This window comes from Pseudomonas sp. FA-1 (genome assembly GCF_056856075.1).
The window spans coordinates 47,245-61,923 of the sequence record NZ_JBWXTH010000002.1 but is presented as its reverse complement, the minus strand read 5'-3'; the positions used below and the strand labels follow the sequence as shown (position 1 = coordinate 61,923).

The 14,679-nt window shown below is 63.2% G+C and carries 10 protein-coding genes, 1 tRNA gene and 2 pseudogenes; 6 read left to right on the top strand and 7 right to left on the bottom strand.

Going from position 1 to position 14,679, the window contains the following annotated elements:
- The first annotated feature begins 4 nt into the window (after nt 1-4).
- The 6 genes from tolB to AC1MHZ_RS04210 all read left to right on the top strand — a co-directional run bounded on the left by tolB (nt 5) and on the right by AC1MHZ_RS04210 (nt 4,271).
- Complete coding sequence (gene tolB, locus AC1MHZ_RS04235) at nt 5-1,276, top strand: Tol-Pal system beta propeller repeat protein TolB (protein ID WP_216356221.1); 1,272 nt, start codon at nt 5-7, stop codon at nt 1,274-1,276.
- A 54-nt stretch (nt 1,277-1,330) separates the two neighbouring features.
- Nucleotides 1,331-1,831 (top strand): peptidoglycan-associated lipoprotein Pal, encoded by a 501-nt coding sequence (gene pal, locus AC1MHZ_RS04230; protein ID WP_084854489.1) that lies wholly within the window; start codon nt 1,331-1,333, stop codon nt 1,829-1,831.
- A gap of 6 nt (nt 1,832-1,837) precedes the next feature.
- The gene (gene ybgF / locus AC1MHZ_RS04225; RefSeq protein WP_084854490.1) at nt 1,838-2,635 is read left to right on the top strand and encodes a tol-pal system protein YbgF; all 798 of its coding nucleotides are present in this window, start codon (nt 1,838-1,840) and stop codon (nt 2,633-2,635) included.
- A gap of 160 nt (nt 2,636-2,795) precedes the next feature.
- Nucleotides 2,796-3,443, top strand: coding sequence for a 7-carboxy-7-deazaguanine synthase QueE (queE, locus tag AC1MHZ_RS04220; RefSeq protein ID WP_416768133.1), 648 nt, complete (start codon nt 2,796-2,798; stop codon nt 3,441-3,443).
- A gap of 16 nt (nt 3,444-3,459) precedes the next feature.
- Nucleotides 3,460-4,134, top strand: a complete 675-nt coding sequence (gene queC, locus AC1MHZ_RS04215; RefSeq protein WP_482966056.1) for a 7-cyano-7-deazaguanine synthase QueC — start codon at nt 3,460-3,462, stop codon at nt 4,132-4,134.
- 61 nt (nt 4,135-4,195) lie between these two features.
- Nucleotides 4,196-4,271, top strand: a tRNA-Lys gene (locus AC1MHZ_RS04210).
- Between the two features lie 139 nt (nt 4,272-4,410).
- Here AC1MHZ_RS04210 and AC1MHZ_RS04205 read toward each other — a convergent pair.
- From AC1MHZ_RS04205 to AC1MHZ_RS04175, 7 genes and pseudogenes are all read right to left on the bottom strand, one after another.
- Nucleotides 4,411-5,712, bottom strand: a complete 1,302-nt coding sequence (locus AC1MHZ_RS04205; protein ID WP_482966055.1) for an NAD(P)/FAD-dependent oxidoreductase — start codon at nt 5,710-5,712, stop codon at nt 4,411-4,413.
- Nucleotides 5,713-5,772: 60 nt separating this feature from the next.
- Nucleotides 5,773-7,335: an amino acid permease gene (locus AC1MHZ_RS04200; RefSeq protein WP_324815641.1), complete on the bottom strand. Its 1,563-nt coding sequence runs from the start codon at nt 7,333-7,335 to the stop codon at nt 5,773-5,775.
- 439 nt (nt 7,336-7,774) lie between these two features.
- A complete protein-coding gene (locus tag AC1MHZ_RS04195) occupies nt 7,775-9,544 on the bottom strand; it encodes a phosphoethanolamine transferase CptA (protein ID WP_324815644.1) in 1,770 nt (589 codons plus the stop codon).
- 120 nt (nt 9,545-9,664) lie between these two features.
- Nucleotides 9,665-10,612 (bottom strand): cation diffusion facilitator family transporter, encoded by a 948-nt coding sequence (locus AC1MHZ_RS04190; RefSeq protein WP_084854495.1) that lies wholly within the window; start codon nt 10,610-10,612, stop codon nt 9,665-9,667.
- A gap of 120 nt (nt 10,613-10,732) precedes the next feature.
- Nucleotides 10,733-11,245, bottom strand: a pseudogene (locus AC1MHZ_RS04185) (methyl-accepting chemotaxis protein); the annotation flags it as partial.
- Between the two features lie 345 nt (nt 11,246-11,590).
- A pseudogene (locus tag AC1MHZ_RS04180) lies at nt 11,591-12,640 on the bottom strand (methyl-accepting chemotaxis protein); the annotation flags it as partial.
- A gap of 283 nt (nt 12,641-12,923) precedes the next feature.
- Nucleotides 12,924-14,276: an APC family permease gene (locus AC1MHZ_RS04175; protein ID WP_084854497.1), complete on the bottom strand. Its 1,353-nt coding sequence runs from the start codon at nt 14,274-14,276 to the stop codon at nt 12,924-12,926.
- Between the last annotated feature and the right edge of the window lie 403 nt (nt 14,277-14,679).

Genomic DNA, 14,679 nt, shown 5'->3' with positions numbered 1-14,679 from the left:
GGTCATGCTCTGCTGCGTGGCAGGTATGGCCGTGGCAGAGGAAAAGAACATCCTGGTCACCAGCGGCAGCGACCGGGCGACCCCGATCGCGGTGGTGCCGTTCGGTCTGCAGGGTGGCAGCGTGCTGCCGGAAGACATGGCCGAGATCATCGGCAATGACCTGCGCAACTCCGGTTACTACTCGCCCATTCCACGGCAGAACATGATCAGCCAGCCGAGCCAGGCCAGCGAAGTGATCTTCCGTGACTGGAAGGCCTTGGGTGCCCAGTACGTGATGGTCGGCAGCATCGTGCCGGCCGGCGGTCGCCTGCAGGTGCAGTACGCCCTGTTCAACGTCGCCACCGAGCAGCAAGTGCTGACCGGCAGCGTCGCCGGCGGCGTCGACCAGCTGCGCGACATGGCGCACTACATCGCCGACCAGTCGTTCGAGAAGCTCACCGGCATCAAGGGCGCGTTCTCCACCCGCATGCTGTACGTGACCGCCGAGCGCTTCTCTGCCAACAACACCCGCTACACCCTGCAGCGCTCGGACTACGACGGTGCCCGCGCCGTGACCCTGCTGCAGTCCCGCGAGCCGATCCTGTCGCCGCGCTTCGCGCCGGACGGCAAGCGTATCGCCTATGTCTCGTTCGAGCAGAAGCGCCCGCGCATCTTCGTCCAGCACATCGACACCGGTCGCCGTGAGCAGGTCACCAACTTCGAAGGCCTCAACGGTGCTCCGGCCTGGTCGCCGGATGGCTCGCGCCTGGCCTTCGTGTTGTCCAAGGACGGTAACCCGGACATCTACGTGATGAACATGGGCTCGCGCCAGATCACCCGCGTCACCGCCGGCCCTGGCATCAACACCGAGCCGTTCTGGGGCAAGGATGGCAACACCCTGTACTTCACCTCCGACCGTGGCGGCAAGCCGCAGGTCTACAAGACCTCCATCGGTGGTGGTGGTGCCGAGCGCGTGACCTTCGTGGGCAACTACAACGCCAACCCGAAACTGTCGGCCGACGAGAAGACCCTGGTGATGATCCATCGCCAGCAGGGTTTCACCAACTTCAAGGTGGCTGCGCAGGACCTGGAGCGTGGAAGTGTAAAGATTCTTTCGGACACCAGTCTTGATGAGTCTCCCACTGTTGCGCCAAACGGCACCATGCTAATCTACGCCACCCGCCAGCAGGGCCGGGGAGTCTTGATGCTCGTCTCTCTCAACGGACGCGTGAGGCTCCCGCTTCCTACCGCGCAAGGCGAAGTCAGAGAACCGTCCTGGTCCCCTTACCTGAACTGATTGCGGCGTAACACTATTTGCTTAACACACTGGGGTTTCATTAGGAGTTTCACGATGGAAATGCTGAAGTTTGGTAAATTCGCTGCGCTGGCTCTGGCCATGGCCGTAGCTGTAGGTTGCTCCTCCAAGGGCGGTGACAACGCTGGCGAAGGCGCCGCTGTTGACCCGAACGCTGGCTACGGTGCCAACACCGGCGCTGTCGACGGCAGCCTGAGCGAAGAAGCCGCCCTGCGCGCAATCACCACCTTCTACTTCGAATACGACAGCTCGGACCTGAAGCCAGAAGCCATGCGCGCCCTGGACGTTCACGCCAAGGACCTGAAAGCCAACGGCAACCGTGTTGTCCTGGAAGGCCACACCGACGAGCGCGGTACTCGCGAGTACAACATGGCTCTGGGCGAGCGTCGTGCCAAGGCCGTTCAGCGCTACCTGGTTCTGCAGGGCGTTTCCCCTGCTCAGCTGGAACTGGTTTCCTACGGCGAAGAGCGTCCGGTTGCCACTGGTGGCGACGAGCAGTCCTGGGCTCAGAACCGTCGCGTAGAACTGCGTAAGTAAGTTCCTATGCGTATGTGCCGTCGTGCTGTAACCGTCCTCGCACTCAGCCTGCCGCTTGCGGCCTGGGCTGAGGTTCCCGTAGTAGATGACAACGCGAGCGGCTATCCGCCTGCGGGTTATGGCACGAGCGGCGCCTATGCCGGGGCAGGGGCTTCGACCCCTGCCTCTGCACAGGGCCAGCTGTTCATGCAGCTGCAGCAGATGCAGGACCAGATTTCCCGCCAGCAGGGCATCATCGAAGAGCTGCAGAACGATGTGGCCCGCATGAAGCAGGAAAGCCTGGAGCGTTACAAGGATCTGGACAGCCGCATCAACAGTGGTGCCGCGCCTGCCCAGGCTCCCGAGAATTCTTCCACCGGTGGTGCCGCCGCCGGTGCTGCCGCTGGCGCCGCTGCCCAACAGCCGGCCGCCAGCAGCGAACCCGGTGATCCGGCGAAAGAGAAGCTCTATTACGACGCCGCTTTCGACCTGATCAAGCAGAAGGACTTCGACAAGGCCAGCCAGGCCTTCGCCGCCTTCCTGCGCAAGTACCCTAACAGCCAGTACGCCGGCAATGCCCAGTACTGGCTTGGCGAGGTGAACCTGGCCAAGGGCGACCTGCAAGGTGCCAGCCAGGCCTTCGCCAAGGTCGGCCAGTTGTACCCCAAGCACAGCAAGGTGCCTGACTCGCTGTACAAGCTGGCGGACGTCGAGCGCCGCATGGGCCACACCGACAAGGTCAAGGGCATCCTGCAGCAGGTCATCACCCAGTACCCCGGCACCTCTGCCGCGCAACTGGCGCAGCGCGACCTGCAAAAGCTCTGAATATCGCCTGACGAAAGAAACCCGCGCTTGTCGCGGGTTTTTTCGTTAGAATCTTGGCCCTTTTTTCGTAAACACGCTGTTGCGGATAACGCTATGTCGAGTCCGTACCAGTGCCTGACGGAGGCGGACAGCCTGTTTAGCTGTCACGCCCGTGGCGACCATGCAAGACACATTACGCATCACCGAAGTCTTTTACTCGTTGCAGGGTGAAACACGAACGGCGGGGCTGCCCACCGTATTCGTGCGTCTCACCGGCTGCCCTTTGCGCTGCCAATACTGTGACAGTGCCTACGCCTTCAGCGGCGGTACCCTTCGTACCCTTGACGATATCCTCGAGCAGGTGGCGGGCTTCCGGCCGCGCTATGTCTGCGTGACCGGGGGCGAACCCTTGGCCCAGCCCAACGTGCTGGCGCTGTTGCAGCGCCTGTGTGACGCCGGCTACGAGGTGTCCCTGGAAACCAGCGGTGCCCTGGATATCGCCCGCGTCGATACCCGCGTCAGCCGCGTGGTCGACCTCAAGACCCCGGGCTCGGAGGAGTCGCACCGTAACCGCTACGAGAACATCGAGCTGCTGACCCGTAACGACCAGGTCAAGTTCGTGATCTGTTCCCGTGAGGACTACGACTGGGCGGTTTCGAAACTGATCCAGTACAACCTGGCCGAGCGCGCAGGCGAAGTGCTGTTTTCGCCCAGCCACCACCAGGTCAATGCCACCGACCTGGCCGACTGGATCGTCGCCGACAACCTGCCCGTGCGCTTCCAGCTGCAGTTGCACAAACTGCTGTGGAACGACGAGCCTGGCCGCTGATAAAAGGAGTATGAACATGACTGAGAAACGTGCGGTAATCCTGCTGTCCGGTGGCCTGGACTCGGCCACCGTGGTTGCCATGGCCAAGGCCGAGGGCTACAGCTGCTATACCATGAGCTTCGATTACGGCCAGCGCCACCGCGCCGAGCTGAATGCTGCAGCGCGAGTTGCCCGAGACCTGGGCGTGGTCGAGCACAAGGTGATCGGCCTGAACCTGGACGGCATCGGTGGCTCGGCCCTGACCGATACCAGCATCGATGTACCTGAGGCACCTGGCGAGGGCATTCCGGTCACCTACGTGCCCGCCCGAAACACGGTCTTCCTGTCCCTGGCCCTGGGCTGGGCGGAAGTGCTTCAGGCCCGCGACATCTTCATCGGCGTGAACGCCGTGGACTACTCGGGTTACCCGGATTGCCGTCCCGAGTTCGTCGAGGCGTTCGAGCGCATGGCCAACCTGGCCACCAAGGCGGGCGTGGAAGGGCAGGGCTTCCGTATCCAGGCCCCCTTGCAGAACCTGAGCAAGGCGCAGATCGTCCAGGCCGGTATCGCCCAGGGCGTGGACTACAGCCTCACGGTGTCATGCTACCAGGCGGACGACGACGGCCGTGCCTGCGGCAAGTGCGACAGCTGCCGCCTGCGTGCCGAGGGCTTCAAGGCGGCGGGTGTCGCGGACCCGACTCGATATTTTTAAAAAAAATTGCGATGGGGTGTTGATTTCCCGTTAGAAATCAGTATTATACGCGCCATCCAACGGGTCGTTAGCTCAGTTGGTAGAGCAGTTGGCTTTTAACCAATTGGTCGTAGGTTCGAATCCTACACGACCCACCATACATGAAGAGCCCGCCTTTCAAGGCGGGCTTTTTCATTTGCGCGTCATTCAGATAGATCCGGCAGCTCCTGCTGTTGCGACTGTAGGTGAGGGCCTGGCCCTTGATCGCGGGGGCATGACCCTTCTGGATGCGCAGGCTCAACCTTCTCCAACCCTGTTCAGCCGATGTGCATCGAAGGCATCGATCGTTTGGTACGCGGTATAGGTCGCCTGCGCCGCCAGCAAACCGGCAACACCAAAGGTACGGGTCAAGCCAAACTGCCCGAACCCTGCCGGTACGGGCAACCTGTGGGCGATGGCATTGGCAAGCACCTCGCCCGCCACCGTGGTGGGCGCCATGCCGTGGCCACCGAAACCTACCGCATGCCAGATGCCGTTGTCGTCCTGGCCGATCTGCGCCATCTGATGGCGTCCGTAGCTCATCAGGCCACCCCATGAATAGTCGATGTCCACGTCCTCGAGCTGAGGGTAGACCGTGACCAGGTCGGCCTTGAGCAGCTTGGCGATGGCTTCGGGGCCGCGATCGAGGATGGAAATACGCCCGCCCCACAGGATGCGACTGTCCTTGAGCGGGCGGTAGTAGTCGAAGGCGAAGCGGGTGTCGTAGATCGCCGACTCGCAGGCGATCGCGTCCTTCAGCCTCTCGCCCAATGGCTGGGTGGCGACCACGTAGGTGGCGATGGGCAATACTGCGCGCTCCACTGGGCGATAGACGCCACGGGCGTAGCCGCCGCCGGAGAACACCACTTCTTCGGCATGTACCTCGCCGCCTTCGGTTCGCACGACATATTTGCCGGCGCGTCGTTCGATGGCCAGCACGGGAGACTGTTCGAACAGGCGCGTGCCGAGGTCGGTAACCGCGCGCGCCACGCCGCAGACGTATTTGAGCGGATGGAAGTGGAAGGCATTGCGCTCGAGCAGCCCACCGTAATAGCGGTCGGTCTTGAGCATTTCTTTCAGTTCGCCGGGTGCGATGTATTCCCACTCCACGCCGTAGACTTCTTTCATCAGTTGGCGGGGCTTTTCCAGGCGCGACGGGTCATTGAACCAGTTGGCCAGGATCACCCCTTTGTCCACCAGGTCGCAGTCGATGCTGTAGTGGCGGGCACGGCTGCGGATCAGCTCCACCGCGTCGAGCGTCAGTTGGTACAGGCGCCGCCCCTCTTGTGCGCCCAGGGTATCGAGCAGGGCACCGTTGCCCAAGCTGTAGCCGCCGAAGACGAAACCGCCGTTGCGCCCGGATGCGCCATGCCCCACCCGGTACGACTCCAGCACCACCACGTCGGTGACGCCACGTTCGGCCAGGCCCAGGGCGGTCGACAGGCCTGCCAGGCCGCCCCCCAGGATGCAGACGCGGGTGTCGGTGCGGCCGGCGTGGGCCGGGTAGGACACCCGATCGACGGAGGCTTCGTAGAAGGATTGAAGGAAATCGGTGCTCATCGCAAGGTCCATGCGGTAATGGCGCCGGGCAGAAGGCTGCCGACGCCGTGCCAAAGGGTATCAGGCGGAAGTCTGGGGGCTGGCGATCGCCAGGTCGCTGGCATCGCTTTCGGCGCTGTGGCGCGCCTGCCGCCGGCGAACCTCGATCACGCTGAAGTCCATATCCCGGTAGCGGACGATGCGCGAACGGGTGATCAACTTGTGGCCAAGCCACATCACCGCGAACAGCACCAGGCCGATATAGGTCGCGGTGGCGCCCATCCAGTCGATGCGGTCGCCGATGAAAGCCTGGTAGTTCTGGCCCAGCATCACCACCATGCACAGGGCGAAGGCGAAGAACGGCCCGAACGGGAAGAACTTCGAGACGTAGGGCAGCTTGTCCAGGCTATGGCCCTGCAGTTTGTAGCCGCGACGGAAGCGGTAATGGCTGATGGCGATGCCCAGCCAGGCGATGAAGCCCAGCATGCCGGAGGTATTGAGCAGCCACAGGTAGAGCTTGCCGGGGCTGAACAGGAAGCTCAGCAGGCACAGGCCGGCCACCACCGAGGTGGCCAACAAGGCCCACACGGGTGTGCCCGAGCGGGTGAGCTTGGCGAACAGCGCGGGCGCCTTGCGCTCCACGGCCAGGCTGTAGAGCATGCGCGAAGAGGCATACATGCCGGAGTTACCGGCCGAGAGCACCGAGGTGAGGATCACGGCATTCATGATGGCCGCAGCGGCCAGCATGTCGGCTTTTTCGAAGATCAGGGTGAAGGGGCTGATGGTGATGTCCGAAAGCCCGTCCTTGAGCAGGCGCGGGTCGGTATAGGGAATCAGCAGGCCGATCACGATGATGGTGCAGACGTAGAACAGCAGGATGCGCCAGAAGATCTGGCGCACCGCCTTGGGAATGTTGCGTCCGGGGTTTTCCGTCTCTCCAGCGGCGATGCCGACGAACTCGGTGCCCTGGAACGAGAAGCCGACGATCATGGCCACGCCGATCAGCGCAGGCAGGCCACCGGCGATCGGTGCGTCGCCGATCTGCCACAGGTGTGCGCCGCCATCTTGGCCACCTTCGACGATGCCCATCAGCATCAGCACGCCCATGACGATGAAGGCGATGATGGTGATGACCTTGATCAGTGCGAACCAGAACTCCGTCTCGCCGAAGAAGCGTACCGAAGCGACGTTCAGGGCGAACAGCAGCCCCAGGAACACGGCGCTCCAGATCACCCCGGGTGTGTCCGGGAACCAGTAGGTCATGATGATCTGTACGGCGACCAGGTCCACGGCGATGGTCACCGCCCAGGAATACCAGTAGTTCCAGCCCAGGGCGAAGCCGAAGCTTTCGTCCACGTACCGTGAGGCGTAGGTGGAGAACGAGCCGCTGACCGGCATGCAGGCGGCCAGTTCCCCCAGGCTGGTCATCAGGAAGTACACCATCAGGCCGACGATCGCGAAGGCGAGCAGGGCGCCGCCGGGCCCCGACTGGGCGATGGTGGCGCCGGAAGAGACGAACAGGCCGGTGCCGATCGAACCGCCGATGGCGATCATGTTCAGGTGGCGGCTGTTGAGGGTGCGTTTCAGATGGCCCGCGGGCGTGTTCGCGGCGGTCGAACGTGCGTGTTCATTGGATTGGGTCATGGGCAATCTATTTGACCTCGTTCAGTTTGAGTTTTTTGTTCTTGTTCTGCCCTGGCTGGCGCGTCGTGCTTCGCGCGGGCCAGGCTGTACGGCCCAAGTTCAAGAGTTCGCTCGCCATGAATGGCGGGCGAATTCATTGACCGGGGTCAGTATCGGCGTGCGAAGTGCTGCCCAACAAACGACCTTTAGGCACTAAATCATTCTGTTTTGGAATGAAGTTGGGTATTGGTGTGTTTTTATGATGACTGACTGGTCATATGGCGAAATGCCGGTCTAGAGCTTCTGCGCTTGGATGCGTTGCGTCAGAATGTAACGTGCTTGTGTCGATTTGAGCGTTTTGACGATCGGATCTATCAAAATGACAGGAAAAAAATTCAGTTTATTAGAGCTGTAGGTGTGGGGTTTAAAGCGATAGGGCCGCGACGCGGCCCCGGGGAGATCAGCCTTCGTGGGGCTGGGCGCGGCTGGTGATGGCAGCTTTCTGCTCGTGCACAGCCGTGTCCTGCGGCAGCTGGTCGAACTCGCGCAGGCCGTCCTTGCGGTACGGGTCGCCGATCCAGCGCGGCGCCACCAGGAACTGCGGGCTCACCAGGCTCTTGGCCGGCTCGAAACGGTCATAGCTGAGGCCGGCGAGGTCGGACAGGGTATGGATCAGATGCGAGCTGCTGTAGGGCCGGTCGGTCATCGACTGCAGGTCGCGAGGGTGCTCGGCTTGCCAGCTTGGCGAGGTCCACAGCAGGAACGGGATGGTGTACATCGGCCGGGTCGGCGCGTTCTCGTTGCGGCCCAGGCGATCGTGGTCGCCGGAGCTGTAGACGTCTTCACCATGGTCGGAGAGGTACAGCAGGAACCCATTGGGCGTCGACGCCGAGTAGCGCTGGATCAGGCTGGATACCACGTGGTCGTTGTACAGCACTGCGTTGTCGTAGAAGTTGTAGGTTTCCACCTGGCTGGGAGACAAGCCAGCAGGCACGCCCTGGCTGTCCTTGAAGCGCTCGTAGGTATCCGGATAGCGGTAGCGGTAGTCCATGTGGGTGCCCAACAGGTGGACGATGATGAACTTCTTCTGCGCCGGGTCCTGCAGTGCCTTTTCGAACGGTGCGAGCACCACTTCGTCATACTGGCTGGCGTTCTGGTTACGCTGGTTGTTCAGGTAGACCGGCACATCCGTCTGCTGGGAGAAGGTGGTCAGCATGGTGTTGCGCTTGGTCATCGTCTGCTGGTTGGTGATCCAGAAGGTTTTGTAGCCCGCCTGTTTCATCAGGTTGATCAGCGAAGGGTCGGTCAGGAAGCGATCCGGGTTCTTCTGGTCGCCGAAGGTCAGGATCTGCTGCATCACTTCGATGGTATAGGGCCGTGGCGATACCACGTTGCGGAACACCGTCAGTTGCTTGTCCTCGCTGGCCAGGGCGTCGAGGTTGGGTGTGGTCGGCCGGCCGTAGCCGTACAAGTGCATGTGTTCACGGGTGGTCGATTCGCCCAGCACCAGCACCAAGGTGCGCGGCGCGTCGCCGCTGCTGTCCTTCAGGCCCTGCAGGGGTGGCAACGAGGCGTTCTGCTCGAGCAGCTTCTGCATGTTGTCCAGCTGCTGGCGGTATTGCTGGTAGCCGACCAGCAACTGCCAGGGCACCGCAGGCTCCATGCGTAGCTGGACCTTTTCCAGGGCGTCGGCGAAGTTGCGTTCCTGGGTCACCATCTGTTTATAGAAGGGGTAGATCAGGTTCGCCGCCAGCAGCACGATCACCAGCGGCGCCCGGCTGCGCAGGGGCAGGGTGACCGGGCGCACGCGCTTCCACAGCAGCACCGCCACAACGGTATACAGCAGCAGCGCCAGGCACAGCCCGACACTGAAGTACTGGCTGAAATATTCCCCGGCTTCGGCGGTGTTCGACTCGAACATCACGAAGATCACGCTCTGCGAGAACTCCTGGCGGTAGATGCCGAAGTAGCTCAGGCCCACCAGCGAGGCGGCCCAGAGCACCACGCCGATCACCGCGCTCAAGGTGCGGGTGTGGCGCGGCAGCAGCAATACTGGGGCGAACCACAGGGTGCTGAGGAAAAGCGAGTCTCGGAAGCCGGAAAACCCGGTGGTGCCGCTGAACATCAGCAGCGCCTGGGTGACACCGGAGAAATACCAGAAGAACAGCAGGAGCCAGCCCAGGCCGGCCCAGTCGATGCCTTTTCGCATTGTTGGGGTAGTGCTTGCCACGTGCGCCTCGTCGAACCTTGATGACAGCCGGGTGTGCCGGCTGCCGGAAAGGCTGCGACGCTAATGGAGCGGCTGTGAAAATAACGTCAACCGTTCATGGAAAAAGCAGTGGCCTGGCGCTTATTCGGCCCATTCCGGATCGCCGGTGAATACCACCGTGAGCCAACGGTCCGGCCCTTCGCCGCCGATGGCTTCGCCGATCTCGTCGCGCAGGGCGTCCCACTCGGCGATGGTGCGGGCGGCCATGGTGGTCGGCACGATGAAGTACAACTCGATCTCCCGCGAGCGACCGACCTTGGCTACATAGGCGCGGTACGACTGCAGGCCATGCCGCCCGACGAAGGCCTGGGCCACGTCATCGACGTGTTGCTTGAGGTCGCTCGGGGTCACCAGGAACATTTCCGCCAGCGCCTGGCGCACCACCGACATCGGCAGCGGGATGATCACCAGGCACACCAGGGCCAGCACGGCCGGGTCGATGTAGGGCGAAAGCCAGGCCCACTCGGTGCCCTGCACCAGGTAGCCGAAGCAGAAGGCGACCAGCAGGGCGGCGGTGATGCTGGCCGACATCACCCAGCCCTTGACATCCATGCGCACGAAGTCCGAGCCCAGTGTGCGGTTGGCGCGGGCCTCGGCGATGGCGATGGCCAGGCAGGCGACGACGGTGACTGCGGCATAGATCAGGGCGACACCGAATTCCAGGTCTCGGCCGCCTTCGAGCAGGCTGCTGATGGCGTTGATCAGGGCGTAGGCCGCTACGCCGGTCAGCAGAATGCCATTGAGCGCCAGGACCATCGGCTCCAGGTGCCAGAAGCCCATGGTGAAGCGCTCGCGTAGCTTGCGTGACATACGTTCGGCACGGGCATGGGAGGTGATCAGCTTGACCACCACCAGTGACAACCCGCTCATGCTGGCGTCCACCAGCGAATAGACACCATCGAAGACGATCGAGAACGAGCCTGACGCCAGGCCGAAGGCGATGCCGATCACGGCGATGAACAAAGTGACGGCGATGGACGTGCGCAGCACGCCCTGTTCGCTCGCCAGGTCGAAAAACGGTTTTCCCATCATGGGCTCCCTGTCTGATTTCACCGTCCCCCTGTAGGAGCGGGCTTGTCCCGCGATTGATCGCGAATGCAGGCTCGGCCCAATCGCGGGGCAAGCCCGCTCCTACAGGGAAAGCAGTGGCTATACCTTGAACTGTTCCATCAAGGCCTGCTGCTGGTTGGCAAGCCGGTTCAGCGCCTGGCTGATCCGCGCCGACTCGTCGGCCTGGCCCGACAGCGACTCGGTCACATCGCGGATGCCGGCGACGTTGCGATTGACTTCCTCGGCCACCGCGCTCTGCTCCTCGGCCGCCGAGGCGATCTGCAGGTTCATGTCACTGATCACCGCCACCGCTTCGCCGATTCGCTGCAGGGCAGGCAGGGCCTGTTCCATGCGCGTGGCGCTGTCACGGGCCTGGCGCTGGCCTTCGTGCATGGCGCCGACCACATCATGGGTGCCCTGCTGCAGGCCTTCGATCACCTGGCGGATTTCCTCCACCGAAACCTGCGTGCGCTGGGCCAGGCCGCGCACCTCGTCGGCGACCACGGCAAAGCCGCGACCGGCCTCGCCCGCGCGGGCGGCTTCGATGGCCGCGTTCAGCGCCAGCAGGTTGGTCTGTTCGGCGATGGCGCGAATCACCTCGAGCACCGTGCCGATCTGCTCGCTGCGCCCTGCCAGGGCGCGTGCCTGGTCCATGGCGCTGTCCATGTCTGCCACCAGCCGATCGATGGCTTGGCGGGTCACGGCCACCAGCTCCAGGCCTTCATGGGTGGCCTGGTCGGCGCCGCGTGCGGCCTGGGCCGCCTGGGAGGCATTGCGGGCTACGTCCTGGGCGGTGGCGCTCATCTCGTTGGCGGCAGTGGCCACCTGTTCGATTTCCCGCTGCTGTTGCTGCATCCCGCCGCTGGTCTGGCTGGCGATGGCCGCAGACTGGTCGGCCGTGCCTCGGGCCTGCTGGAGCGAGCCCTTGACCTGGGCGATCACCGGCTGGAGCTTGTCGAGGAAGCGGTTGAACCAGCCGCTCAACTGGCCCAGTTCGTCCTCGCGGGTGTAGTCCAGGCGTCGGGTCAGGTCGCCTTCACCGCTGGCGATGTCGCGCAGGCGTTCGGCCACGGCGAGGATCGGCCGGGTCACGCCGCGGGCGGTCAGCCACACCAGCAGCAGGCCGAGCACGGCTGCCGCAAGGCCGATCAACAGACTGGTGAGGTTGGCGGCCTGGTTGCGTGCGTCCAGGCGTTGGTTAAGGGCCACCGCAGGTGCCTGCAGCACGGCCTCCGGCAGTTCCAGCAGGACCTGCCAGGGCGTTGCCTCGGGAATCGGGGGGAACGGGCGGGAGACGCGCATCAGGCCGTTCTCGAGCTGTTCCACCGGCTGGCCGGCGGCCATCGCGGTCGCAAGTTCACGCGCCTGTTCGCCGTAGGCCTGGGTCACCGTCTTGCTCAGTTGTGCATTGTCCTGGCTGTGGCCAGCCAGAAGGCCTGCGGGGCTGATGATGCTGACCTGGCCTTGGCCGTCGAACAGCTCCTGGCGGCCCGCCAGGCTCAGTTGCTGCAGGTTGTCCAGGCCAATGTCCAGGCCGACCACCCCGACCACCTGGCCGTTGTCCAGCAGCGGCAGGGCGATGCTGGTCATCAGCACCTGGCGGCCGTTGACCTCATCGAAATACGGGTCGAGCACGCAGGGCTTGGCGGTTTCCAGTGGGCAGGTCAGCCAGCGGTTGTAGGGCGAGCCATTGGCCGCGGTGCTGGTGTCGGCCAGCATCGATTCGGGCATGGACTCCGACTCCAGCGTTCCGGGGCTGGGCTGCGACCAGTACAGCGAATAGCGCCCGCTGTCGTTGCTGCCCTGGGCATCCTGGCCGATGAAGCGGGCGTCCTGCTGGTCCAGTGCGTTGGGTTGGAACACCAGGTACAGGCCGATCAGGTCGCGGTTGCCGGCCAGGGTTGCGCGGGCCTGGGCGCTCAGTTCGGCGCGTAGGTCGTCTCCGCCGCGGGCCCTGAGCACCTGCACCAGGCGGGCGAAACCATTGCCGTACTGGTAGGCGTCCATGAAATAGCGCTGGATGCGCAGGGCTTGGGTTTCGGCATGGGCCTGCAGGCGCAGGCGGGCGCTGTGGTCCAGCAGCTCGGTATTGGCCTGGAAGACCTCGGTCGCGCTGCGTCGAGCCTGGGTCAGGGACGTGGCGACCAGCAACGCGACGATCGCTAGCAGGCACAGGCCGGCGAGCAGGGTGATTTTCCACTGGATGGAGAGGCGGCGCAGGGGCATGGGAGCTTTCCTTCTCGTCAAGGACAACGCCCGCGTCAGGCGCGGGCGTTGTCGGCAGGCAGTCTCATTCGGCCATGTAGCTCGGTGGCGATACCCGGAATGCCTTGGTCAACCAGGCAAGGTATAGCACGCCGGCCAGCGCCCAGACGCCGCCGAACAGCAACGAGTGTACGTCCAGGTTCAGCCAGAGCCTGGCGATGATGCAAAAGCCGATGGTGGGCAGTACCAGATACTTGAGCTTGTTCGCCAGGCCTTGGTTCAGGCCTTCTCGCAAGTAGCAATGGCTGATCACCGAGAGGTTGACGAAGCTGAAGGCCACCAGTGCGCCGAAGTTGATGATCGAAGTGGCAGTCACCAGGTCGAAGAAGATCGCCGACAGCGCGATCAGGCCGACCACGGCGATGTTCAGCACCGGCGTCTTGTAGCGGGGGTGCAGGCGGGCAAACAGGCCTTGGGGGATCACGTTGTCGCGGCCCATCACGTACAGCAGGCGCGAGACGCTGGTCTGCGACGCCAGGCCCGAGGCGATGGTGTTGATCACGGTGCACACCAGGAAGATCGACTGGAACAGCTTGCCGCCGACATACAGGGCGATTTCCGGCAGGGCGGCTTCCTGGTCGTGGAAGCGTGCCATGGTCGGGAAATAGGCCTGGATGTAGAACGAGATGAAGATGAACATCGCGCCGCCGATCAGGGCGACCAGGAAGATCGCGCGGGGGATGACCTTTTCCGGCTGGCGGGTTTCTTCCGAAAGCGTGGTGACCGCGTCGAAGCCCAGGAACGAGAAGCACAGCACGGTGGCGCCGGCGATCAGGGTGTTGAGCTGGGTCTGGTCGTTGGCGAACGGCACCAGTGTCCAGCTGGTGCCCAGGCCTTCACCTTGGTTCAGGCCGCGAATGCACAGGTAGGCGAACACCGCCATGATCACCACCTGTACGGCGACGAACAGGCCATTGAAACTGGCCACCAGGTTGATGCTGCGCATATTGATCAGGCTGATCAGGGTGACGAAGCCCGCTACCCAGACCCATTGCGGTACTTCCGGGAACATGGCCGAGAGGTACAGCTTGGCCAGCAGGGCGTTGATCATCGGCAGCAGCAGGTAGTCCAGCAACGAGGCCCAGCCCACCAGAAAGCCCATGTGCGGGTTCATGGCGCGCTGGGTGTAGGTGTAGGCCGAGCCGGACTGTGGGAAACGGCGCACCAGGGTGCCATAGCTCACCGCCGTGAAGAGGATGCCCAGCAGCGCCAGGATGTAGGCGCTGGGCACGTGACCGGCGGTGATGCCGGAGACGATGCCGAAGGTGTCGAACACGGTCATCGGGGTCAGGTAGGCAAGGCCGATGATGACCACTTGCCACAAGCGCAGGGACTTGCGGAACTGGACGTTGCCGTTGGCGCTGTGGTCAGGCTGCATGCGGGCGGCGCTCCTGGGGCTGGACGACAGGCACGGTGTACGGCAGGCACGGCAAGGGCGAGCGGGTGGGCTCCATGTTGTTCACCTTTTGTTGTAGGAGCGGATCGGGGCGCGACGAGCGCTTGTATCAGGCCTGGCAGGGCCTGGACGTCGAAGGCGGCGCGTGGGGGTTGGGGTGGACGGGGGTCATGATCGTCGGCGCGGTTCTTCTTCGTTTGTAGGCGCTGGGTGGGTGTGAAAAATAAAAAACGAAGGGCGAGTTTGTGTCAAGTGAAACGTGACAAGATGTAACATTAGTGAAGATTTATCGTTGTTTTTAAGGGTTGTCTGTCTTTTTGTAGGTGCTATCAAGGTTTAGATCGATTTCTGTGTTCGTAAAAATTTACGATCCGGCGTTTCGAGT